The following is a 21,607-nucleotide window of genomic DNA, read 5'->3' as shown; positions in this document are numbered from 1 at the left end:
TAGGTAGCACCGACGTACGGAGGCGCTCGTGAACGCACCGCAGGAGTCCAGCGGTGGTGGCGTGCGGGCGTGGGTGGCCTCCCTCCGCGCGCTGGGCAGCAGCCCCGCCCCGGCCCACGGCCCCGACACCCCGGTCACGCCGCACCGCTGGGGTTTCGGCGCGTTCCTGCTGGCGCAGCTGGTGTTCCTGCTGGTCTCGGTGTTCCTCGCGGCGATGTTCCGGCCCGGCCCCGGCGAACCGCTCTCGCACCTCGGGCTGGTGCTGACGCTGTCCGTGCCGATCGTGCTCGCCGCCGCGGTCGGCATCGCCGCGACGAAGTTCCGGGGCAACGGCCCGCTGATCGACCTGCGCATCGAGTGGCGCTGGTCGGACGTGGTGCTCGGGCTGACGATCGGGGTGATCAGCCTGGTCCCGACGCTGATCGCGTCCTCGCTGTGGACGAAGTGGATGGGCAAGGACGAGGCCAGCTCGGCCGTGGGCAACGTGCTCGACGGCGTGCACCTCTCGCCGACCGTCGCGGTGCTGGTCTTCCTGCACCTGTGGCTGATCGCGCCGATCTGTGAGGAAATCCTCTACCGCGGACTGGTCTGGGGGGCCGCCGAGCGCCTCAAGTGGAGCCGCTGGGCCGCCTTCGGCGTCAGCACCTCGATCTTCGCCGTCGCCCACCTCGAACCGGCGCGCACACCGTTGCTGCTGGTCATCGCCATCCCGATCGGCCTGGCGCGGCTGATCACCGGGCGCCTGCTGGCCAGCATCGTCGCCCACCAGGTGAACAACCTGCTCCCGGCGCTCGGGCTGCTGCTGACGGTGCTCGGCGTGATGCCCGCCTAGGGTGTGTTCGGCCGCCCCCACCGATCTGGCACAATGGCTGGCTGTCCGCCCTGACAGGCCCCTCTCGCCGGTCATGGGCGCCTAGACATCTGGACGTTCTGACCCGCAACCCCACGCTGGTCACGAGCGCTCAACCGTGAACACAGTTGAGGAGCACTCCTACCCGTGGCCGTCAAGATCAAGCTCATGCGGCTTGGCAAGATCCGTTCGCCGCACTACCGCATCGTCATCGCCGACTCGCGCACCCGTCGCAACGGCAAGGCGATCGAGACGATCGGCAAGTACCACCCCAAGGAAGAGCCGAGCCTGATCGAGGTCGACTCCGAGCGCGCGCAGTACTGGCTGGGTGTCGGCGCGCAGCCGACCGAGCCCGTGCAGCGCCTGCTGGAGCTGACCGGCGACTGGCAGAAGCACAAGGGTCTTCCCGCGCCCGCCGAGGGCACGCTGAAGGTCAAGGAGCCGAAGGCCGACAAGAAGGCCCTGTTCGAGGCCGCTCTCGAGGCCGCGGGTTCCGAGCCCAGCGTCGACGCCACCACGCCGAAGAAGAAGCCCGCCAAGAAGGCGGACAAGGCTGAGGCCAAGACCGAGGGCGACGCCGAGAAGGCCGAGGGCGGCGAGGCGTGAGCGAGCTCGCGGACGCTCTTGAGCACCTCGTCCGCGGCATCGTCGAGAACCCGGACGACGTGCGCGTCCAGTTGATCACGACTCGGCGTGGCCGCACCCTTGAGGTGCACGTGCACCCCGACGACCTGGGCAAGGTGATCGGTCGGGGCGGTCGTACCGCAACCGCGCTGCGCACCGTCATGTCCGGTATCGGTGGTCGCGGCCTGCGCGTCGACGTCATCGACACCGACCGCTGAGCGAGATCGGGACGAAGTGGACCTGGTAGTCGGACGTGTGGTGAAGCCGCACGGTGTCCGGGGCGAGCTCGTGATCGATGTCCGAACGGACTCGCCCGAGGACCGCTTCTCTCCCGGTGTCGCGCTCGGCGTGCGCGGCTCGACGAGAACACTCACCGTTGCGGCCGCCCGGCCTCACACCGGGCGGCTGCTGGTGTTCTTCGAGGGCGTCGGCACCCGCGAGGCGGCCGAGGACCTGCGGGGGAGCCTGCTCACCGTCGAGGTGGACCGGCTCCCGCCGATCGAGGACCCCGACGAGTTCTACGACCACCAGCTCGAAGGGCTGGCCGTGGAGCTGCTGGACGGCACCGCCGTCGGGACCGTGCGCGAGATCGCACACGGACCCGGCGGGGAGCTGCTCGTCGTCAAGGCCGAGGACGGGCGCGAGGTGCTGATCCCGTTCGTGGAGCAGATCGTGCCGACCGTCGACATCGCGGGCGGCCGGGTGGTCATCGACCCGCCGGACGGCCTGCTGAGCATGGAATAAGCCCGTGCGCGTCGACGTCATCACGATCTTCCCGGACTACCTCTCCCCGCTGCGCGAGGCGCTGCTGGGCAAGGCCATCGACAAGGGCCTGCTCGAACTGGGCGTGCACGACCTGCGCAAGTGGACCTACGACGTCCACAAGGCGGTCGACGACAGCCCGTTCGGCGGCGGTCCCGGCATGGTGATGAAGCCCCAGGTGTGGGGAGAGGCACTGGAGGAGGTCTGCGCCGGTGCCGTGACACGCGGCTCGACGCCGCGCCTCATCGTGCCCACGCCCGCCGGGCGGCCGTTCACCCAGGCCGTCGCCGAGGAGCTGGCGCGGGAGTCCCACCTGGTCTTCGCCTGCGGCCGCTACGAGGGCATCGACCAGCGGGTGATCGACGACGCCGCGACCAGGATGCCGGTGGAGGAGCTCTCCATCGGCGACTACGTGCTGGTCGGCGGCGAGGTGGCGGTGCTCGCCATCGTGGAGGCGGTGGTCCGGCTGCTGCCCGGGGTGCTCGGCAACCCGGCCTCGCACCAGCAGGACTCCTTCTCCGACGGCCTGCTCGAAGGGCCGAGCTACACCCGCCCCGTGGTCTGGAAGGACCGCGAGGTGCCCGAGGTGCTGCGCTCCGGCAACCACGCCGCGATCGCCCGCTGGAGGCGCGACCGAGCACTGGAGCGGACCTTCGAACGCAGGCCCGACCTGCTGGCGGCCCTCCCGGACTCGGAGCTGGACAAGCAGGACCGTAAACTCCTCGACCGGTTGCGTGACCAGCAGTGACCCGGGTCGATTTCATGACCGGGCAACCCGTCTGGCAGACTGGACAGGTTGCCGCCGCCGGGTGAATCCCGGTGCGCCCAGCCAAGCCATCTCCCGCCGCAGGGGATGTCCTCGTCATCTGACGGGTGGACCCGAGGCGGAGAGCACGAAGCACACGTGAGGACGGACCCCCGATGAACACCCTGGACGCCTTGGACGCCCAGTCGCTGCGTTCCGACATTCCGGACTTCCGCCCGGGCGACACCCTCAAGGTCCACGTCCGCGTCATCGAGGGCTCGCGCTCGCGCGTCCAGGTCTTCCAGGGCGTGGTCATCCGTCGGCACGGCGGTGGCCTGCGCGAGACCTTCACGGTCCGCAAGGTCTCCTTCGGCGTCGGCGTCGAGCGCACCTTCCCGGTGCACTCCCCGAACATCGCCCAGATCGAGGTCGCGACCCGCGGTGACGTGCGTCGCGCCAAGCTCTACTACCTCCGTGAGCTGCGCGGCAAGGCCGCCAAGATCAAGGAGAAGCGCGACACGGTCCGCAGCTCCTGACGCACGCCGTCGAGAACTGCGTAGCCTGGCCTCGTGGCTGAACTAGATCCTTCGCCCGCCGCACAGGGTGATCCCGATTCCGGCTCTTCGGACGGAGATCACCCTGTCGGCGAGAAGCCGGCGAAGAAGAAGAGCTCCTTCTGGCGTGAGCTGCCGATCCTCATCCTCACCGCCCTGGTGCTCACCTTCCTGATCCAGACCTTCCTGGCCCGGGTCTACGTGATCCCCTCGCAGTCCATGGAGACGACCCTCCACGGCTGCTACGGGTGCACGAACGACCGGGTGCTGGTCGACAAGATCACCTACAACTTCACCGATCCCAAGCCCGGTGACGTGGTGGTCTTCCGCGGACCGGACTCGTGGAGCCAGACGGAGTTCGAGGACAACCGCTCGGACAACGTGGTTGTCCGCTGGTTCCAGGAACTCGGATCGGTGATCGGGCTCGCCCCGCCGAACGAGCGCGACTTCGTCAAGCGCGTGATCGCCGTCGGCGGTCAGACCGTGGAGTGCTGCACTCCGGACAACAAGGTCAAGGTCGACGGCAAGCCGCTGACCGAGCCCTACATCCACTACGAGGAGGGCCGCGGCGACAAGCAGGAGGAGTTCGCCGCCGTCAAGGTCCCCGAGGGCCAGCTCTGGATGATGGGCGACAACCGCAACAACTCCTCCGACTCGCGCGCGGACAACCACGGACCGGTGCCGGTGGCCAACGTGATCGGCAAGGCGCAGTTCATCGTGCTGCCGCCGAGCCGCTGGCAGGGCATCGACAACCCGAACCCGCAGGCGGTCGCGCTCTCCGCGCCCGCGTGGCAGGCAGGTCTGCCCGCCGGTCTCGGGCTCGCGGCCGCGTGGCCGGTGCTCTGGTTGTTCCGCCGCACCAGTCGCGGCATCCGCTCCCGGATGACCAGCCAGGACTAAAGGTCAGCGCTGCTGATGACAGCTCTCGTGCGCACCGCCCCCGGTGCCCGGCTGCCCGTGCCGAGGCCACCGAGGGCGGTTGTGCGTTCCAGCACCGGAACCTGGGCGTTGCAGTCGACCCTCGCTCGCAGGGGCCTCGGTCCCGTCGCCGGGGTGGACGAGGCTGGCCGGGGCGCGTGCGCCGGTCCGCTGGTCATCGCCTCCTGCGTGCTGCGCCCAGGCGACGTGCGGCACTTGGAGGGCCTCAACGACTCCAAGCTGATGACCGCCGCCGCCAGGGACCGGATGTACGACCTGGTCCTGCGGCGGGCCGTTGACCACGCGGTCGTGGTGGTCGACGCCGCCGAGGTCGACTGCATCGGCGTGCACGTGGCCAACATCGAGGGCATGCGGCGCGCGGTCGCCCGGCTCGCCGAGCACCCCGGCTACGTGCTGACCGACGGGTTCCGGGTCCCAGGGCTGACCGCGCCGAGCATGGCGGTGGTCAAGGGCGACCAGGCCGCCGCGTGCGTCGCCGCCGCCTCGGTGCTGGCGAAGGTGACCAGGGACCGCATCATGGCCGGAATGCACGAGGATCTGCCGGTGTTCGGATTCGACGTGCACAAGGGCTACGCGACGGCCGATCACTCGGCCGCGCTGCTCAAACACGGGCCGAGTGACCAGCACCGGTGGTCCTATGCCAACGTGGTGGCGGCGGCTGCCGAGCACGGCATGCGCGCGCCGCGCCGGGTCAGATCAGGGCTGCTGCACTTGGATCGGGTCGGCGTGGTTCAGAATGGGGTGCCCCCCGTGCCCGGGGTGGCAGGCTCGCAAGCAGGAGGGGCGCGGACCGCATGAGCGCGGAGGATCTCGAGAAGTACGAGACCGAGATGGAGCTGCAGCTCTACAAGGAGTACCGCGACATAGTCAGTCAGTTCTCCTATGTCGTGGAGACGGAGCGCCGCTTCTACCTGGCCAACGCCGTTGACGTGCAGGTGCGCAACGCCGACGGCGAGGTGTACTTCGAGGTGCGGATGTCCGACGCCTGGGTGTGGGACATGTACCGGCCCGCCCGGTTCGTGAAGAACGTCCGGGTGATCACGTTCAAGGACGTCAACGTCGAGGAGCTGGACAAGCCGGACCTGCGGCTGCCGGAGCCCGGGCCGTTCGGCCAGTAACGAACTCGGTTCTTCCTGTCAGGGGCGCGTGCGCGCAGCACGCGCCCCTGACTTTTTCGCGCTCTTCGCGGACCTGGTGCGCCTAGTTGTCCACATCGGGGGTGGCTGTCCACAGATTGCTCCTGAGCGGCTCTGGCGGCCTCGCGGATGCCGCATCGTCGAGGTGGGACTCGTCGGTGTGGGACTCGCGGGAGGAGGCAGTGTGGGGACGCGACGTGGGGCGGCCAACCAGGAGCTGGGGCGCAGGGGTGAGGACCTCGCCGTCTGCTACCTGGAACGCCAGGGCATGGTGGTGCTCAGCCGCAACTGGCGCTGTCGCCTCGGTGAGCTGGACGTGGTGGCCACCGACGGCGAGACGCTGGTGGTGTGCGAGGTGAAGTCCCGCTCCGGCACCGGGTTCGGTCGCCCGGAGGAGGCGGTCACCCAGGTGAAGCTGCGCCGGATGCGAGCCCTGGCGCAGCAGTGGCTGTCGGTCTACCGCGTCGGGTGGTGCGCCATCCGCTGCGACGTGGTCGCGGTGCTGTTCCAGCCGGACGGCAGGACGTTCATCGACCACCGGCGCGGGGTGGTCTGAGTGGGACTGGCGAGGGCTTGGTCAATCGCGTTGTTCGGTGTGGACGGCGTCGCCGTGGAGGTGGAGGCCGACATCGGCGCGGGCCTTCCTGGTGTGCAGCTGGTCGGTCTGCCCGACGCGGCACTGCAACAGGCCAAGGAGCGCGTGCGCGCGGCGGTGCGCAACAGCGGAGAGCAGTGGCCCGCACACCGGATCACGCTCGGGCTGTCCCCAGCGGCTCTGCCCAAGGGTGGTTCCGGCTACGACCTCGCGATCGCCTGCGCGATCCTGGCCGCCGCCAAGGCCATTCCTCCGGATGTGCTGGACAACATGGCGCTGATCGGAGAGCTGGCTCTCGACGGCAGGGTGCGGCCCGTTCGTGGCGTGCTGCCCGGTCTGCTGGCGGCGCGGCGGGCTGGGCTGCGCGAGGCGATCGTCCCGGCGGAGGCCCTTCCTGAGGCTGGCCTGGTGGACGGCATGCGGGTGTTCGGCGCGAGGCGGCTCGACGAGGTGCTCGCATGCCTGCGCGGCGAACACGGCTTGGAGACGCCGCCCGAGCGGGCTCCGGCCAAGCGGGCGTCATCGGTCGATCTCGCCGACGTGCTCGGCCAGCCGGAGGCTCGTTGGGCGTTGGAGGTGGCGGCCGCTGGAGGGCACCACCTGTTGTTCGTGGGGCCGCCTGGCACGGGCAAGACCATGCTGGCTCAACGCCTTTGCGGACTCCTGCCGGAGCTGACCCCGGAGGAGGCGTTGGAGGTCACCGCGATCCACTCCGTTGCAGGCGCTCTGGCCCCCGAAGCGCCACTGATCGACGCGCCTCCCTTCGTCGCTCCGCACCACTCGCTGTCAGTCGCGGCGATGATCGGCGGAGGTACCGGGCTGGCCAAACCCGGTGCGGTCAGCCGCGCGCACCGGGGCGTGCTCTTCCTGGACGAGGCGTGCGAGTTCGGCCCACGTCGGCTCGAGACACTGCGCACCGCGTTGGAGGAGGGCGAGGTCCGGCTGGCTCGCCGCGACGGTGTGGTGCGGTATCCCGCTCGGTTCCAGCTCGTGCTGGCGACCAACCCGTGCCCGTGCGCTCCGCCCAGGGACACCGAGTGCCTGTGCCCGCCGAACACTCGGCGTCGCTATCTGGCCCGCTTGTCCGGCCCGTTGTTGGACCGCGTGGACATTCGGGTGCGGATGCGCCCGCTCACCGCGATGTCCGCCCATGACGGCGCCGAGCCGGAGCCGACTTCGGTCGTGCGCGAGCGCGTGCGGGAGGCGCGTCGGCGAGCCGCACAGCGGTGGTCCGCGTACGGGTTGGGCTCGAACGCCGAGGTGCCGGGAACCGTGCTGCGGCGGGATTTCCCGTTGGCGCGCGGAGCGATCGAGCTGCTCGACCACGGCCTGGACATCGGAGTGGTGACCGGCAGGGGAGCCGACAGGTGTTTGCGGGTTGCGTGGACGCTTGCTGATCTCGCCGGGATCGACGAGCCAGGAGTGGACGAGGTGGCTTCGGCACTGGAGTTCCGTGATCGGAGGTCGGCGTGACTCGCTCAGTCGTGATCGAGCAACCGCTCCCGCCAGGGATGTCCCGTCGCTATGGCGTCGCTGAGCCACTGCCGCTGGTCGGCGTCCAGGTGGGGGAGCACGGCGAGGAAGTCCTGCTCGTCCTTCGGGCTCACGCATCGGGATTTGTAGAACAGCTGAATCTCCGGTCGCAGGAACGGCAGGCCGCCGGTGGTGACTTCGCCGACCTCAGCCGGAGGGCGGCGAATCTCGTTGTCCCGCCGCGAGATCCACTCCGTCCCGCTCGACTCGTCGATCATCAGCTGAAGGCGCCACGGGGCGTTCGGGCCTGGGCGGCACCACACGTCGTGCACTGCGGGTGGCAGCACCTCGCCGCGCGGCCACCGGCGCAGCGTTCCCGGCGGGTCGGCTGCCCACAGCTCCCATCCCGGCAGGGCTTCGTGCGTCCCAAGGTGGTGTTCGCGCAGGATGAGCACGTCGATGTCGGCGTGCGGGCGTATTCCGTCCACAGTGGACGGATCGATGGCGAACTCGATCGCCCAGCCCCCGGCGATCCACCACGGTCCCCGGAAGTTCGCGAACAGCGCTCCGACCTCCGCCGGGGTGGCGGGCTCCCAGCTGCCCAAGTCCTCGCCCATGACCCCAGCCTGCCGGAAGTCGTTGTGCGTGGGAGGCCGATGTGACCGGCGCGCTGCCCTCTGTCGAGTTGGCCAGGGCCTACCTGTCGCGGGTGGCCGAGCCGCCCGCGCCCGCGCTCGTCGCTTTCGTGGCCCTGCACGGTCCTCAGCGGGCGGCGGCGTTGATCCGCTCCGGCGAGGTGCCCGCCGAGGTGGCGAAGGTGACCACCGCACGCGCCGAGATCTGGCGTCCGGATGCTGACCTCCGCGCTGCGGCAGCGGTCGGGGCTCGGTTGGTCACGCCGGAGGACGACGGATGGCCCGCGTGGCGGCTGCTGTCCTTCACCGCTGCGGCGATCCGAGGGCGTGCGGACGCGGCTGAGCCGGTGGCGCTGTGGGTGCGCGGTGACCCCGACCTCGACGTCGCCGAGCTGACCGAGCAGTCCGTCGCGATCGTCGGAGCGCGCGCCGCGACCGGCTATGGCGAGCACGTCTCCGCCGACTTCGCGCACGGCTTGGCGCGGCGTGGTTTCACGGTGATCTCCGGTGCCGCGTACGGCATCGACGGTGCCGCGCACGGTGGTGCGCTCGCCGCTGGCGGTCGGACGGTCGCGGTGCTGGGCTGCGGCGTCGACATCCCCTACCCGGCGGGGCACGCGCGTCTGCTCGACCGGATCGCCGCTGCCGGAGCGGTGGTCAGCGAGTACCCGCCGGGCACGAGGGTCGGACGGCACCGGTTCCTGGTGCGCAACAGGCTGATCGCCGCGCTGGCGGAGGGAACGGTCGTGGTGGAGGCCGGGCTGCGCAGCGGCGCCAGCAACACCGCCGCCACCGCGCGCACGCTCGGCCGGATGGTGCTCGCCGTGCCCGGGCCCGTCACCTCGGCGATGTCGGCCGGGTGCCACGCGATGCTGCGCGAGGGCGAGGCCCAGGTGGTCACCAGCGTCGCCGAGGTCGCGGAGTCCATCGGCCGGATCGGCGGCGACCTCACCGTGGAGGCCGACGCTCCGGTCCGCCCGACCGACTCGCTCGACCCGCGTTCGCTGCGCGTGCACCAGGCGTTGCACGAGCGCACGGGCAGCAGTCCCGAGCAGGTGTCGATGGAGGCGGGCATCCCGCTCGGACAGGTGCGCGCCGTGCTGCCGATGCTGGAGATCGCCGGGCTCGCCCAGCGCGGTGACACAGGGTGGCGGCGGAGGTCCGGCCGCTCCGTGCCCTCCCAGGCGGAAGGAGGTGGACCCATCACCCCGACTACCTGAGCAAACGTGCGTCGAGCGGGTGAAGATCGTCGCCGTGGGTGCGGATGCTTGCTCAGCCGGGCTACCCCCGGACGAGTGGTTGACTGCGTCCACCTGTCGGTCAAGTGGTTGGCGTAGTCGCCCCTGGCCCCTACGGTGGCCATGTGGCTGCCGTTGTCCCGACCCGCGAGGGCGCTGATCCACGAGGATCGGTGCGGCCCTCGCCCCGTTCCGGGACGCGGCGGTAGGCACGCCATGGACGCCCTCACCCACCGTCGGCCGTCCCGCGTCGATCTGGTCCGGCTCCGCGCCGACCTGCCCGGCGCGCTGGGCGGAGTGGTCGGCGACTTCGAACGCCACCTCGCGAGCGAGCGCGGTCTGTCCCCGAACACCGTGCGCGCCTACATCGGCGACGTCGTCTCGCTGCTCGGCCACCTCGACCACAACGGCACGCGCCACACCGGCGCCGGGCCGAACGTGCCAGCCCAGGACACTCCGGCCCAGGACGCTTCAGCCCAGAACGTTTCCGGCCAGGACGACCAAGCCCCGGACGACCAAGCCCAGGACGACCAGGCCCAGGACACGCGGCTCCGCGGCGGCGACGTTCAACGCGGCGCGGGTCACGACGGTGCTGGCCACCCCAGCGACGTCCAGGGCAGCACGGGGCCGGGCGGCGACGTTCGGCATGGCGGTGGGCGCGATGGCGTGGAGCGGCGCGGCGCGCGGGAACGGCTTGGCGCGCTGGACCTGACGGTGCTGCGGTCGTGGTTGGCGGCGCAGCGCTCCTCCGGTGCGGGGCGCACGACGCTGGCCAGGCGGTCGGCCTCGGCGAGGGCCTTCACGGCGTGGGCCGTGCGCAACGGGCTCATGACCGCCGACCCGGGCGAGCGCTTGGCGTCGCCGCGAGCGCACCGGGAGCTGCCGACGGTGCTGCGCGCGGAGCAGGCGGAGCAGGCGATGCGCGCATCGGCGTCAGGGGCCGAACAGGACGATCCGCTGGCTCTCCGTGACCACGCGGTGGTCGAGTTGTTGTACGCGAGCGGCATCCGAGTTTCCGAACTGTGCGGCCTCGACGTCGGCGACGTGGATCACTCGCGGCGGGTCGTGCGGGTGCTCGGCAAGGGTGGCAAGGAGCGCTCGGTGCCCTACGGGGTGCCCGCGCAGAAGGCGCTCGACGGCTGGCTCGCCAAGGGCAGGCCACTCCTGGTGAAGGGGGAACAACCAGCGGCTTTGTTTCTCGGAGCGCGTGGGCGGCGGCTGGACCCGCGCACCGCGCGGCGAGTCGTGCACGACGTGGTCGGCGCCGTTCCCGGTGCGGCGGACATGGGGCCGCACGGCCTGCGCCACACCGCGGCGACGCATTTGCTGGAAGGCGGAGCCGGCCTCCGCAGCGTCCAGGAACTGCTCGGTCACGCTACGCTCGCAACAACGCAGCTTTACACCCACGTCACCGTCGAACGGCTGAAGGCGATCCATGACCGAACCCACCCCCGTTCCTAACGCTGCCGGGGGAGGGTCCCGCACGGCGACTGTGCCCACGACGTCCACGTCGCAGCAGGGCCAGCGGCGTCCTGCGCGGACCTACCACCCCGGCTCAGACAGGGACGGCGAGACCGGCCGGACCCCTTCTGCGGCAACGGCTTCCGGTGTGCCCGCGCAGGGCGAGACCTTGCCCGCCGCGTCGGTCGACGCCCCTGCGGAGTCGTCCACCACCGAGTCGTCCACCACCGAGTCGTCCGCCGCCGGAGCCGTGGGCGCTGGAACGACGGGCACTGGAACGACGAGTTCCGGGACGACGGGTTCCAGGGCGACGGGTACGGCGACAACCAGGGCCGCGTCGAAGACGAGTGGTGCGAAGGCCTCCTCTTCTGCCTCAACCTCCTCTGCCTCTACCGAGCTGCGCAGCGCCGACGAGGTCGAGGCCGGGATCGTGGCGCTCTGGCGCGCCTACGGGGGCGAACGCGCGCAGCCGTTGCGCGATCGCCTGGTGCTGCACTACGCGCCGCTGGTCAAGTACGTCGCCGGTCGCGTCGGCACCGGCCTCCCCTCCTACGTCGATGTGGCTGACCTGGTGCAGTCGGGCATCTTCGGCCTCGTCGACGCGATCGAGAAGTTCGAGCCCGAGCGCGGCCTGAAGTTCGAGACCTACGCCATGCAGCGCATCCGGGGCGCGATCCTGGACGACCTGCGCGCCCAGGACTGGGTGCCCAGGTCGGTGCGCAGCAGAGCCCGCGACGTCGAGCGCGCCATCGAGCGCCTCGAAGCCAGGCTCCAGCGCTCCGCGACGGACGCCGAGCTGTCCGAGGAACTCGGCATCACCGTCAGCGATCTGCGCGACCTCTACGCGCAGCTCCAGCTCACCTCCGTCGTCGCACTGGACGAGCTGATCGCGGCGGGCCGGGGCAGCGCCTCGCTCGCCGAGACGCTGCCGGACGACCGCGCCGAGGACCCGGTCGCCTCGCTGGTCGACCAGGACGGCAAGCGCCAGCTCGCCGACGCCATCGCGCAGCTCTCCGAGCGCGACCGCGTCGTGGTCACGCTCTACTACTTCGAGAACCTGACCCTGGCGGAGATCGGCAAGGTGCTCGGCGTGACCGAGTCCCGCGTCTGCCAGCTGCACACCCGCGCAGTGCTGCGGTTGCGCACCAAGCTCTCCGAGCAGTCGGACGGCTGAGCGCCTAGGCAACACCTAGCGCCGTGTGCCGTCCCAGGGCAGCAGGCGCAGTGCCGGACGCCGGAGCAGGCGGAGCGGATCGAGGTAGTCCTTGTCGCGCCGCACGCCCCAGTGCAGGCACGCTGGTGGACCCCGGCACCCCGCGTGACCAGGCTGGAGCGCGCCGATCACCGCGCCGCGCACGACGCCCGCGCCCGCTGTGACCGCAGGCGTCAGTGGTTCATAGGTGGTCCGCAGTCCGTTGGGGTGGTCGATCGAGACCACACCGCGCCCGGCCACCTGACCGGCGAACGCGATCGTGCCGTCCCCCGCCGCGAGCACCGGCTGCTCGGGTGCTCCCGCCAGGTCCACACCGCGATGACCCGGCGCGTAGCTGTGCGCGGGGCGCTCGAAGTGGCGGAGGACGACCGGCGTCCCCTCCAGCGGCCAGCCGAAGCTGGACGACGGCGCGAGGTGCGTCGGTGCTGGGGCCGGTGGCAGGAACAGCAGGGCTGCCAACAGCAGGGGAGCGAGGTGCGTGGGCATGGCTCCACTGTCGCTCGGCGGGGGTGGGCGAGCGGGCGGCGAGGACGGATCTGTGGACGGACCGGGTCGTTGTGGACAACTGGGCGCATCTGGTGGGGCCGCGTTGTCCTCGCCCGGGCGAGGGTGAGTACACTCGGTTCGCGGTCTGTACTGCGCAGATCGACTTCGCGTGCTACTGCGGGTCCCGATTCACCGGGGCGCGGCGCCCGGGGGTCCGACGGGGGAGTTCGCTCCTCGCTCGGTCCGGGTGACGGCAGGGCACCAGGGCGGTGACCAGCCCGGTCCCCGCGACAACCCACCCGCGCGTGGGGCAAGGCCCGACGCGCTGATCACATGAGGTGTGAACCGGCCATGGCCGTCGTCACCATGAAGCAGCTGCTCGACAGCGGCGTGCACTTCGGACACCAGACCCGTCGCTGGAACCCGAAGATGAAGCGCTACATCCTGACCGAGCGCAACGGCATCTACATCATCGACCTGCAGCAGACGCTGACCTACATCGACCGCGCCTTCGAGTTCATCAAGGAGACGGTCGCCCACGGCGGCACCATCCTGTTCGTCGGCACCAAGAAGCAGGCTCAGGAGGCCATCTCCGAGCAGGCGCTGCGCGTCGGTATGCCGTTCGTCAACCAGCGCTGGCTGGGCGGCATGCTCACCAACTTCACCACCGTGCACAAGCGCCTCCAGCGCCTCAAGGAGCTGGAGTCCATGGAGCAGACCGGTGGCTTCCAGGGTCGCACCAAGAAGGAAATCCTCATGCTCACGCGTGAGAAGGACAAGCTGGAGAAGACCCTCGGCGGTATCCGCGACATGCAGAAGGTGCCCAGCGCCGTCTGGATCGTGGACACCAAGAAGGAGCACATCGCCGTCGGCGAGGCGCGCAAGCTGAACATCCCGGTCGTCGCGATCCTCGACACCAACTGCGACCCGGACGAGGTCGACTTCCCGATCCCGGGCAACGACGACGCGATCCGCTCCGCCGCGCTGCTGACCCGCGTGGTCGCCGACGGTGTCGCCGAGGGCCTGATGTCGCGCTCCGGCCGCAACACCGCCGCCGCCGAGGGCGCTGACAAGCCCGAGGCCGGTGTCGCCAGCGAGGAGCCGCTCGCCGAGTGGGAGCAGGAGCTGCTGACCCCGGCCACGGCCGACGCCGGTGCCTCCTCGGGCGGCGACTCCGCCCAGGCCTGACCTCAGGCGCGCCCCGTCCGTCCCCGTGACGGGCGGGGCGCCCGGTCGGACCTCCCAGCAAGAGCACACCCCTCCACGTAGGCGATCAAGGACGGAACACAGCACCATGGGGAACTACACCGCGGCCGACGTCAAGCGGCTCCGCGAGCTGACCGGCTCCGGCATGATGGACTGCAAGAAGGCGCTCGAAGAGTCCGAGGGCGACTTCGACAAGGCCGTCGAGCTGCTGCGCATCAAGGGCGCCAAGGACGTGGGCAAGCGCGCCGAGCGCACCACCGCCAACGGCCTGGTCGCCGCTGACGGCGGCGTCATGGTCGAGCTGCGCTGCGAGACCGACTTCGTCGCCAAGAACGACGCCTTCCAGGCGCTGGCGAACAAGATCGTCGCCGTCGCCAAGGCCAACAAGCCCGCCGACGTGGAGACCCTCAAGGGCCTCGACCTCGACGGCCAGACTGTGGACGCGGCCGTCCAGGAGCTCTCCGCCAAGATCGGCGAGAAGCTGGAGCTGCACCGGGTCGTCGTCTTCGAGGGCGTCGTCAGCACCTACCTGCACCGCCGCTCCTCCGACCTGCCGCCCGCCGTCGGCGTGCTGGTCGAGTTCACCGGCGAGGGCGACGAGGTCGCTCGCGGCACCGCGCTGCAGATCGCCGCGATGAAGCCGCGCTACGTCACCCGCGAGGAGGTGCCCTCCGACCTCGTCGCCCACGAGCGCGAGATCGCGGAGAAGACCGCCCGCGAGGAGGGCAAGCCGGAAGCCGCCCTCTCCAAGATCGTCGAGGGTCGCCTCAACGGCTTCTTCAAGGACGTCGTGCTGATGGAGCAGTCCTCCGTGCAGGACTCCAAGAAGACCGTGAAGGCCCTGCTCTCCGACGCGGGCGTGACCGTCACCCGGTTCGCGCGCTTCGAGGTCGGCCAGAACTGAGTCAGCAGGGGGCGGGGTTGCTGCGCGCGTCACGCCGCGGCGGCCCCGCCCTCGGCACGTGTGCCACCCGTGGCGCACGCAACCGCGCCACCGACAGACCACGACCCCGCCGAGGCGGGACGCGAGGAGGACTGACGTGAGCTCCGACGACGTGATGCTGCACCCGCCCTACAAGAGGGTGCTGCTCAAGCTCGGCGGCGAGATGTTCGGCGGGGGCTCCGTCGGCGTCGACCCCGACGTCGTGGAAACCGTCGCCACCCAGATCGCGGACGTGGTCCGCACCGGCGTGCAGGTGGCCGTCGTCATCGGCGGCGGCAACTTCTTCCGCGGCGCCGAGCTCCAGCAGCGCGGCATGGAGCGCGACCGCGCCGACTACATGGCGATGCTCGGCACGGTGATGAACTGCCTGGCGTTGCAGGACTTCCTGGAGAAGCTCGGCATCGACACCAGGGTGCAGACCGCCATCACCATGGGCCAGGTCGCCGAGCCCTACATCCCGCGCAAGGCCGAGCGGCACCTGGAGAAGGGCCGCGTGGTCATCTTCGGCGCGGGGGTGGGCATGCCCTACTTCTCCACCGACACCGCGGCCGCCCAGCGAGCGCTGGAGATCGGCTGCGAGGTCGTGCTGATGGCCAAGGGCGTTGACGGCGTCTACACCGCCGACCCCAAGAAGGACGCGGGCGCCGAGCGCTTCGACCAGATCTCCCACCAGGAGGTCCTGGTGCGCGGCCTGGAGGTCGCCGACGCGACGGCGTTCAGCCTCTGCAAGGACAACGCCATGCCGATCCTGGTCTTCAACCTCTTGGTGGAGGGCAACATCGCGCGCGCTGTGCGTGGTGAGAAGATCGGCACGCTGGTGAGCACCCCCGCCGAGCCCGTCCCGGCGTGAGCGGCACCGGTGCCAACGCCAGCACGCTCCATCGGCACGCACACTAAGGAGAAGCCGTGATCGACGAGACTCTCTTCGACGCCGAGGAGAAGATGGACAAGGCGGTGACGGTCGCCAAGGAGCAGCTCCAGTCGGTGCGCACCGGTCGCGCGACCCCCTCCATGTTCTCGCGCATCCACATCGAGTACTACGGGGCGCCGACGCCGCTGAACCAGATGGCCAGCGTCAACATCCCCGAGGCCAGGATGGCCGTGATCAAGCCGTACGACGCCGGGCAGCTGAACGCCATCGAGAAGGCGATCCGGGTCTCCGACCTGGGGGTCAACCCGACCAACGACGGCACCGTGATCCGCGTGATCATCCCGCAGCTCTCCGAGGAGCGCCGCAAGGAGATGGTCAAGGTCGCCAAGACCAAGGGCGAGGACGCGAAGATCTCCATCCGCAACGTTCGCCGCAAGGCCAAGGAGGAGCTCGACCGCATCGTCAAGGACGGTGAGGCGGGCGAGGACGAGGGCGCGCGGGCGGAGAAGGAACTCCAGGAACTCACCGACAAGTACGTCGCCCAGGTCGAGGTGCTGGTCAAGCACAAGGAAGCCGAGCTGCTCGAGGTATGACCCACTCCTGTACCCCCCGCCGTGTCGGCCGGGGATCGTGAGAGCACGTCCGGCGCGTCGGGTGACGCGCCGGACGGCGGCTCCGGCAAGCCAGCGTCCCGGGCCGGGCGCAACCTGGGCGCCGCGATCGGCGTCGGTGTCGCGCTCGGCGCGGTCATCCTGCTGACCCTGCTGACCTACCGGCACTCCTTCCTCGCGGTGATCGGCGCCGCGGTCGCGGTCGCCACCTGGGAGCTCGCGGGCGCGCTCAAGCGCAGCCGGGGCATCGAGGTGGCGCTGCTGCCCGTGCTGGTCGGCGGGCAGGCGATGCTGTGGCTGTCCTGGCCGTTCGGCAGGGACGGCGTGCTCGCCGCGTTCGTCGTGACGATCCTGGCGTGCCTGGCCTGGCGTTTCCGGGGCGGGCAGGAAGGCTTCGTCCGCGACGTCACCGCCTCGGTGTTCACCGCCGCCTACGTTCCGCTGTTCGCCGCGTTCGCCGCGATGCTGGTGCTGCCGGAGGACGGTGTGGGCCGGGTGGTCGCGTTCATCGTCGGCGTGGTCGCCTCCGACACCGGCGGGTACGCGGCGGGCGTGTTCTTCGGCAAGCACCAGATGGCGCCGACGATCAGTCCGAAGAAGTCCTGGGAGGGCTTCGCCGGATCGCTGGTCGCGGGCATGGTCGCGGGCGCGCTGAGCCTGACGCTGATGCTCGACGGCCAGTGGTGGCAGGGCGTGCTCTTCGGCATCGCGCTGGTGGTCACGGCGACCGCGGGAGACCTCGCGGAGTCGCTGATCAAGCGGGATCTCGGGATCAAGGACATGGGCACGCTGCTGCCCGGCCACGGCGGGCTGATGGACCGGATGGACTCGCTGCTGCCCTCCGCCGTGGTCTCGTGGCTGCTGCTCAGCTTGTTCGTGCCGGTGCCCTAGCCGGATCAGTCGTCGAAGCGCTCGTCGTAGTAGCGCACGATCGCCCGCCTCGACGGGTCGATCACGGAGAACGTCGCGCCGCCCGGATCGCGCAGCACCGCGGTCCGGCCGTACGGCGAGTCGAAGGGGTCCACCTCGATCGCGCCGTCCAGCATCAGCGCGCGGTCGGCGGTGACGTCCGTGCCGACCCTGGGGCTGACGTTGAAGTAGATCATCCAGTGCGGCGGGACCTCGGCGGGGTAGTCGGAGCCCATCGCGAGCCTGCCGAGGTACGGCTTCCCCTGTAGCCACCAGGTCGTGTAGTTGAAGCGCTTGCCGTCACCGACCTGGCGCGGGGTGAAGGCGAACAGCGTCGCGAAGAACGAGTCCGCCCGGTGCGCGAGGTGGGTGTTGAGGTCGGCCCAGCCGAAGGTGCCCGGCCTGCGCGTGACGAAGCGCCACGGGCGGGTCGGCTGCCAGAGGCCGACGCGCGCACCGCTGGGGTCGTCGAGCGCGACCAGGGAACCGTGCCCCTCGATGTCCAGCGGTCCGTAGTGGACCTTCCCGCCGAGCCTGCGCACCCGGGCGCTCGCGGTTTCGATGCGCCGCATGCGGAGGTAGAGGTTCCACGCCGGGAAGTCGCTGATGCGGTTGGGCAGCGCGTGCAGTCCCGCGACGGGCTGGCCGTCGAGCATCGCGAAGGTGTAGTCGCCGATCGCGGGATGGCGCTCGGTCTCGTACTCCCAGCCGAACAGCTCGGCGTAGAACTCCTTGCTGGCGTCGAGATCACGGGTCGAGACGTCCACCCAGGACGGCGTTCCACTGACCGGGTCATGAGCGCTGTGCGGCATCGGGCTGGCCACGGCGACCTCCTGGGCGAGCAGGCGAGATCGGCTATTGATCAACGGTACGCCGGACAATTCCCACCGTGGTGCCTCCATTCGGGCGGGATTGACCGATAACATCGGCCGATGTCAGCCCTGACGCCGCTCGGCACCACGATCACCTCACTCACCTGGATCAACGTGCCGGACAAGTACAACCCGCAGCGCGGTTTCGACCGTCTGGAAAAGGCTCGGGCTTACGACTCCTCGGGTTTCATCCACGCCGAACTCGGACTGTCCCATTCCGACGCCGGGAGCCGGACCGTGACGGTGCACGACGGCGAACGGGCGCTCGCCGGAGTGGATCCGGTCGGCGCGGTGGCGGTCGAGCACGACCTGCTGCTGACCCACGCGGGCGGGCGGCAGAGCTGCACCTCGTTGCGCGAGGCGGAATCGAGCGGGCTGAGCGGCTACCTCACGGAACGGGTGGGCTTTCGCAGCACCGGTGGCGAGCTGTTCTGGCTCGACCTCGGCGGAGCCGTCGCACTCAGCCGCGAGTAGGACGTCCGCAGTGGACGGTTGAGCTATACCTTGGTGGGGTGCGGAACTACGTGCGCGCCGCGCTCGCCGGTGTGCGCCCGGCGGCGGTGGTGCCCAGCCCCAACATCTGGAACTGGCCCGAGGTCTACGAGGTCGAGAACCAGGCGCAGGACGACGGCGGCGTGATCTGGAGCGCGCTGCGCGAGGACTGCCCCTTCGCGGGGCTGGACGTCGTCGACGTCGGCTGCGGGGACGGCTTCCACCTGCCGGAGTTCGCCGCGAGCGCGCGTGGCGTGGTCGGCGTGGAGCCGCACCGGCCGTTGCTGCGCAGGGCGCGGCAGCGGATCGCCGGACTGACCAATGTGGAGTTGCGGCACGGTTCGGCTGAGCGGTTACCGCTCGCTGACGGCAGCGCGGACGTCGTGCACGCGCGCACCGCGTACTTCTTCGGCCCCGGCTGCGAGCGCGGGATGGCCGAGGCGGATCGGGTGCTGCGCCCCGGCGGCGCGCTCGTGATCGTCGACCTCGACGCCACGAGCGCGCCGTACGGGGCGTGGTTGCGCGAGGACCTGCCGGGCTACGACCCCCTGGAGATCGAGGAGTTCTTCACCGAACAGGGATTCTCGTGCCGGGCCTTGGAAACGCTGTGGCGCTTCCAGGACCGCGAGAGCCTGGCGGCGGTGCTGCGGATCGAGTTCTCCCCGTCCGTGGCCGAACGGGCGATCGCGCAGACCGCCGGGCTCACGCTGCCGGTCGGCTACCGCATGAGGGTGCGGCGCAAGCCGACCGGCCTGCTGCTGGCGTGAGCGCTCAGTCCTCGTCCTCCGGCGAACCGTGCTCGGCGAGCAGTGTGTAGATCTCCCGCCGGGCTTCCTTCAAGATGGCCAGCAGCCGGAGCTGGTCCTCCGCCGGGATGGCGTACGCCGCCTGCTGGAACGCCATCGCGAACTGGCCGTACGCCTCGCGGAGCTGCTGCTCGGCCGGGCTGACGGGGTTGGTGAGCCCACCCCACAGCTCCTCGGTGTCGATCTTCTCCGCTTCCGCGCGACCGGCCTCGGTGAGCGTGTGCAACCTGCGGCCCTCCGACTCCTCGGTGCTGATGAGCCCCTCGTCGGTGAGCATCTGCAGTGTCGGGTAGACCGAGCCCGGACTGGGCTTCCACGAGCCCTCGGAGCGCTCGGCGATCTCCTGGATCATCTCGTAGCCGTGCATGGGGCGTTCGGTGAGCAGCGCGAGCAGTGCCGCGCGCACGTTGCCCCTGCGCCGCCTGCCGCCGGGGCCGCCGTGCGGGCCGCCCCTGCCCCGGCCCCGCTCCCAGCCGGGGCCCCCGCCCCATCCGGGCGGTGCTGGGGGACCAGGAGGGAAGGGCGGCGGACCGCCGAAGGGGCCGCGCTCGTGCGGGAAGCCGAATCCGCCGCCGGGACCGCCACGGGCCTGCGGGGCGAAGCCGAAGTGCTGGTGCTGCGGGCCCCATTCGGGGCCGAAGCGGTGGTTGTGCTGGGTGTGCGGGTGCATGAGGTCCTCCTCGGTTGACGCCGGCCGCTCTGGCCGACGGGCTAACGATATATCGCTGAACTATCGCGATGCAACGTCGAATATCGGTGACCTGGCTCTCGACTGCTCCGAACGGAGTAGTAGCATTGTTGATCTTGTGTCCGTTTTGTGTAGTAATCGGGAGTTGGCAATGCGTCTGAGCAGCATCGGAATGGCCCTGAGCGTCTGCGCGCTCGCCGCCGCCCCGGTCGTGGAGATCAACGAGTCCCTCGTCGAGATCGAGGACGTCACCGTGGACGTGCACCCCGGTGAGCTGACCTCGTTGCTGCTCGAGGAGCAGCCGAAGCGGGCTTGAGCGGCGGCGTGCCGGGAGCGCGTCGGCGACGTGGGACAATCGGTGCGCTATGACTTCACTACCTCTCGTCTTCGACGCGCCCAAGCGCGGCCTGCCGCCGCGCCACCTGGTCGACCTCAGCCCCGCCGAGCGGCAGGACGCCGTTGTCGCGCTGGGCGAGAAGCCGTTCCGGGCGAAGCAGCTGGCCAACCACTACTTCAGCCGGCTCACCGTCGATCCGGCCGAGATGACCGACATCCCGGCCGCGACGCGGGAGAAGCTCGTCGCCGACCTGATGCCGCCGCTGTTCACCGAGCTGCGCAAGGTGACCTGCGATGAGGGCACCACGCGCAAGAGCCTGCTGCGGGCGCACGACGGCACGCTGATCGAGAGCGTGCTCATGCGCTACCCGGGCCGCGCCACGCTGTGCATCTCCAGCCAGGCCGGGTGCGGGATGGCCTGCCCGTTCTGCGCGACCGGACAGGGTGGGTTGCAGCGCAACCTCTCCACCGCCGAGATCGTGGAGCAGGTCCGGCTCGGCGCCGCCGCCATGCGCGACGGCGAGCTGCCCGGCGGGCCGGGACGCCTGTCCAACATCGTCTTCATGGGCATGGGCGAACCGCTGGCCAATTTCCGGCGGGTTCTCGACGCGGTGCGGCGGATTTGCGATCCGGCCCCTGACGGGCTGGGGATCTCTCAGCGGTCGGTGACCGTGTCGACGGTCGGCCTGGTGCCCGCGATCCGGAAGTTGACCGAGGCGGGCTTGCAGGTCCGGCTGGCGGTGTCGCTGCACACGCCGGATGACGAGCTGCGGGACACGCTGGTGCCGGTGAACACGCGGTGGAAGGTCTCCGAGGTGCTGGACGCGGCTCGCGCGTACGCCGAGAAGACCGGTCGGCGGGTGTCGATCGAGTACGCGTTGATTCGCGACATCAACGACCACGCGTGGCGCGCGGATCTGCTCGGCAAGTTGCTGCGCGAGCACTTGGGGCAGTTCGCGCACGTCAACCTGATCCCGTTGAACCCGACTCCGGGTTCGAAGTGGGACGCTTCGCCGAAGCACGTGCAGGACGACTTCGTGCGTCGCGTCGAGGCTCAGGGTGTGGCGTGCACCGTGCGGGACACGCGGGGCCAGGAGATCGCAGCGGCTTGCGGGCAGTTGGCCGCCGAGGGCTGAGCTTTGACTGGAGTTGGCGGTAATAC

27 protein-coding genes are annotated in these 21,607 nt (G+C 70.4%); 23 read left to right on the top strand and 4 right to left on the bottom strand.

What is annotated here, in order from left to right; genetic code table 11:
• The first annotated feature begins 28 nt into the window (after window positions 1-28).
• The 11 genes from ABD798_RS30105 to ABD798_RS30055 all read left to right on the top strand — a co-directional run bounded on the left by ABD798_RS30105 (window position 29) and on the right by ABD798_RS30055 (window position 7,678).
• Entirely contained in the window at window positions 29-832 is an 804-nt protein-coding gene (locus tag ABD798_RS30105; protein ID WP_344882237.1) for a CPBP family intramembrane glutamic endopeptidase, read from the top strand.
• A gap of 165 nt (window positions 833-997) precedes the next feature.
• Window positions 998-1,456 carry a 30S ribosomal protein S16 gene (rpsP, locus tag ABD798_RS30100; protein WP_344882234.1) on the top strand — a complete coding sequence of 153 codons (459 nt, stop codon included), beginning with the start codon at window positions 998-1,000 and terminating at the stop codon, window positions 1,454-1,456.
• Entirely contained in the window at window positions 1,453-1,692 is a 240-nt protein-coding gene (locus ABD798_RS30095; protein WP_030430526.1) for an RNA-binding protein, read from the top strand. The genes rpsP and ABD798_RS30095 overlap by 4 nt, the downstream gene beginning before the upstream one ends.
• 16 nt (window positions 1,693-1,708) lie before the next feature.
• Window positions 1,709-2,218: a ribosome maturation factor RimM gene (gene rimM, locus ABD798_RS30090; RefSeq protein WP_344882230.1), complete on the top strand. Its 510-nt coding sequence runs from the start codon at window positions 1,709-1,711 to the stop codon at window positions 2,216-2,218.
• Between the two features lie 4 nt (window positions 2,219-2,222).
• Window positions 2,223-2,984, top strand: coding sequence for a tRNA (guanosine(37)-N1)-methyltransferase TrmD (trmD, locus tag ABD798_RS30085; protein ID WP_344882227.1), 762 nt, complete (start codon window positions 2,223-2,225; stop codon window positions 2,982-2,984).
• Window positions 2,985-3,157: 173 nt separating this feature from the next.
• Window positions 3,158-3,517 (top strand): 50S ribosomal protein L19, encoded by a 360-nt coding sequence (gene rplS, locus ABD798_RS30080; RefSeq protein WP_030430523.1) that lies wholly within the window; start codon window positions 3,158-3,160, stop codon window positions 3,515-3,517.
• A 33-nt stretch (window positions 3,518-3,550) separates the two neighbouring features.
• Window positions 3,551-4,435 (top strand): signal peptidase I, encoded by an 885-nt coding sequence (lepB, locus tag ABD798_RS30075; protein WP_344882222.1) that lies wholly within the window; start codon window positions 3,551-3,553, stop codon window positions 4,433-4,435.
• Between the two features lie 15 nt (window positions 4,436-4,450).
• Window positions 4,451-5,272 (top strand): ribonuclease HII, encoded by an 822-nt coding sequence (locus tag ABD798_RS30070; RefSeq protein WP_344882219.1) that lies wholly within the window; start codon window positions 4,451-4,453, stop codon window positions 5,270-5,272.
• Window positions 5,269-5,592, top strand: coding sequence for a DUF2469 domain-containing protein (locus ABD798_RS30065; RefSeq protein ID WP_030430520.1), 324 nt, complete (start codon window positions 5,269-5,271; stop codon window positions 5,590-5,592). Before ABD798_RS30070 ends, ABD798_RS30065 begins: the two co-directional genes overlap by 4 nt.
• 202 nt (window positions 5,593-5,794) lie before the next feature.
• Window positions 5,795-6,166 carry a YraN family protein gene (locus ABD798_RS30060; RefSeq protein ID WP_344882212.1) on the top strand — a complete coding sequence of 124 codons (372 nt, stop codon included), beginning with the start codon at window positions 5,795-5,797 and terminating at the stop codon, window positions 6,164-6,166.
• Complete coding sequence (locus tag ABD798_RS30055; protein ID WP_344882209.1) at window positions 6,167-7,678, top strand: YifB family Mg chelatase-like AAA ATPase; 1,512 nt, start codon at window positions 6,167-6,169, stop codon at window positions 7,676-7,678. It begins immediately after the preceding gene.
• Between the two features lie 5 nt (window positions 7,679-7,683).
• Here ABD798_RS30055 and ABD798_RS30050 read toward each other — a convergent pair whose 3' ends face one another.
• Window positions 7,684-8,295 carry an amino acid transporter gene (locus ABD798_RS30050; protein ID WP_344882206.1) on the bottom strand — a complete coding sequence of 204 codons (612 nt, stop codon included), beginning with the start codon at window positions 8,293-8,295 and terminating at the stop codon, window positions 7,684-7,686.
• Between the two features lie 41 nt (window positions 8,296-8,336).
• Here ABD798_RS30050 and dprA point away from each other — a divergent pair, with 41 nt between their 5' ends.
• The 3 genes from dprA to ABD798_RS30035 all read left to right on the top strand — a co-directional run bounded on the left by dprA (window position 8,337) and on the right by ABD798_RS30035 (window position 12,186).
• A complete protein-coding gene (gene dprA / locus ABD798_RS30045) occupies window positions 8,337-9,533 on the top strand; it encodes a DNA-processing protein DprA (protein WP_344882203.1) in 1,197 nt (398 codons plus the stop codon).
• Window positions 9,534-9,767: 234 nt separating this feature from the next.
• The gene (locus ABD798_RS30040) at window positions 9,768-11,012 is read left to right on the top strand and encodes a tyrosine recombinase XerC (protein WP_344882200.1); all 1,245 of its coding nucleotides are present in this window, start codon (window positions 9,768-9,770) and stop codon (window positions 11,010-11,012) included.
• 397 nt (window positions 11,013-11,409) lie between these two features.
• Window positions 11,410-12,186, top strand: a complete 777-nt coding sequence (locus tag ABD798_RS30035; protein WP_344883650.1) for a FliA/WhiG family RNA polymerase sigma factor — start codon at window positions 11,410-11,412, stop codon at window positions 12,184-12,186.
• Window positions 12,187-12,201: 15 nt separating this feature from the next.
• Here ABD798_RS30035 and ABD798_RS30030 read toward each other — a convergent pair whose 3' ends face one another.
• On the bottom strand, window positions 12,202-12,711 hold the full coding sequence (locus ABD798_RS30030) for a murein hydrolase activator EnvC family protein (RefSeq protein WP_344882197.1): 510 nt from the start codon (window positions 12,709-12,711) through the stop codon (window positions 12,202-12,204).
• A 351-nt stretch (window positions 12,712-13,062) separates the two neighbouring features.
• Between ABD798_RS30030 and rpsB the strand changes: the two genes are divergently transcribed.
• From rpsB to ABD798_RS30005, 5 genes are all read left to right on the top strand, one after another.
• Entirely contained in the window at window positions 13,063-13,899 is an 837-nt protein-coding gene (rpsB, locus tag ABD798_RS30025; RefSeq protein WP_344882194.1) for a 30S ribosomal protein S2, read from the top strand.
• Window positions 13,900-14,005: 106 nt separating this feature from the next.
• Window positions 14,006-14,821, top strand: a complete 816-nt coding sequence (gene tsf, locus ABD798_RS30020; protein ID WP_344882191.1) for a translation elongation factor Ts — start codon at window positions 14,006-14,008, stop codon at window positions 14,819-14,821.
• Window positions 14,822-14,975: 154 nt separating this feature from the next.
• A complete protein-coding gene (gene pyrH, locus ABD798_RS30015) occupies window positions 14,976-15,710 on the top strand; it encodes a UMP kinase (RefSeq protein WP_344883648.1) in 735 nt (244 codons plus the stop codon).
• Window positions 15,711-15,766: 56 nt separating this feature from the next.
• Entirely contained in the window at window positions 15,767-16,324 is a 558-nt protein-coding gene (frr, locus tag ABD798_RS30010; protein ID WP_344882188.1) for a ribosome recycling factor, read from the top strand.
• 114 nt (window positions 16,325-16,438) lie between these two features.
• A complete protein-coding gene (locus tag ABD798_RS30005) occupies window positions 16,439-17,233 on the top strand; it encodes a phosphatidate cytidylyltransferase (RefSeq protein WP_344883645.1) in 795 nt (264 codons plus the stop codon).
• 5 nt (window positions 17,234-17,238) lie between these two features.
• Here ABD798_RS30005 and ABD798_RS30000 read toward each other — a convergent pair whose 3' ends face one another.
• Complete coding sequence (locus tag ABD798_RS30000) at window positions 17,239-18,075, bottom strand: VOC family protein (protein ID WP_344882185.1); 837 nt, start codon at window positions 18,073-18,075, stop codon at window positions 17,239-17,241.
• Between the two features lie 108 nt (window positions 18,076-18,183).
• Between ABD798_RS30000 and ABD798_RS29995 the strand changes: the two genes are divergently transcribed.
• On the top strand, window positions 18,184-18,597 hold the full coding sequence (locus tag ABD798_RS29995) for a hypothetical protein (RefSeq protein ID WP_344882182.1): 414 nt from the start codon (window positions 18,184-18,186) through the stop codon (window positions 18,595-18,597).
• Window positions 18,598-18,635: 38 nt separating this feature from the next.
• Complete coding sequence (locus ABD798_RS29990) at window positions 18,636-19,382, top strand: class I SAM-dependent methyltransferase (RefSeq protein WP_344882179.1); 747 nt, start codon at window positions 18,636-18,638, stop codon at window positions 19,380-19,382.
• 4 nt (window positions 19,383-19,386) lie between these two features.
• Here the strand turns inward: ABD798_RS29990 and ABD798_RS29985 are convergent, their stop codons facing one another.
• Window positions 19,387-20,091, bottom strand: a complete 705-nt coding sequence (locus ABD798_RS29985) for a PadR family transcriptional regulator (protein ID WP_344882176.1) — start codon at window positions 20,089-20,091, stop codon at window positions 19,387-19,389.
• A 169-nt stretch (window positions 20,092-20,260) separates the two neighbouring features.
• Here ABD798_RS29985 and ABD798_RS29980 point away from each other — a divergent pair, with 169 nt between their 5' ends.
• Window positions 20,261-20,425, top strand: coding sequence for a hypothetical protein (locus ABD798_RS29980; protein WP_344882173.1), 165 nt, complete (start codon window positions 20,261-20,263; stop codon window positions 20,423-20,425).
• A gap of 49 nt (window positions 20,426-20,474) precedes the next feature.
• Window positions 20,475-21,581 carry a dual-specificity RNA methyltransferase RlmN gene (gene rlmN, locus ABD798_RS29975; protein ID WP_344882170.1) on the top strand — a complete coding sequence of 369 codons (1,107 nt, stop codon included), beginning with the start codon at window positions 20,475-20,477 and terminating at the stop codon, window positions 21,579-21,581.
• The last annotated feature ends 26 nt before the right edge of the window (window positions 21,582-21,607 follow it).

Source organism: Allokutzneria multivorans (assembly GCF_039537405.1).
Classification (GTDB): domain Bacteria; phylum Actinomycetota; class Actinomycetes; order Mycobacteriales; family Pseudonocardiaceae; genus Allokutzneria; species Allokutzneria multivorans.
The sequence above is the reverse complement of the archived record's forward strand: the minus strand, read 5'-3'. Positions and strand labels throughout refer to the sequence as shown.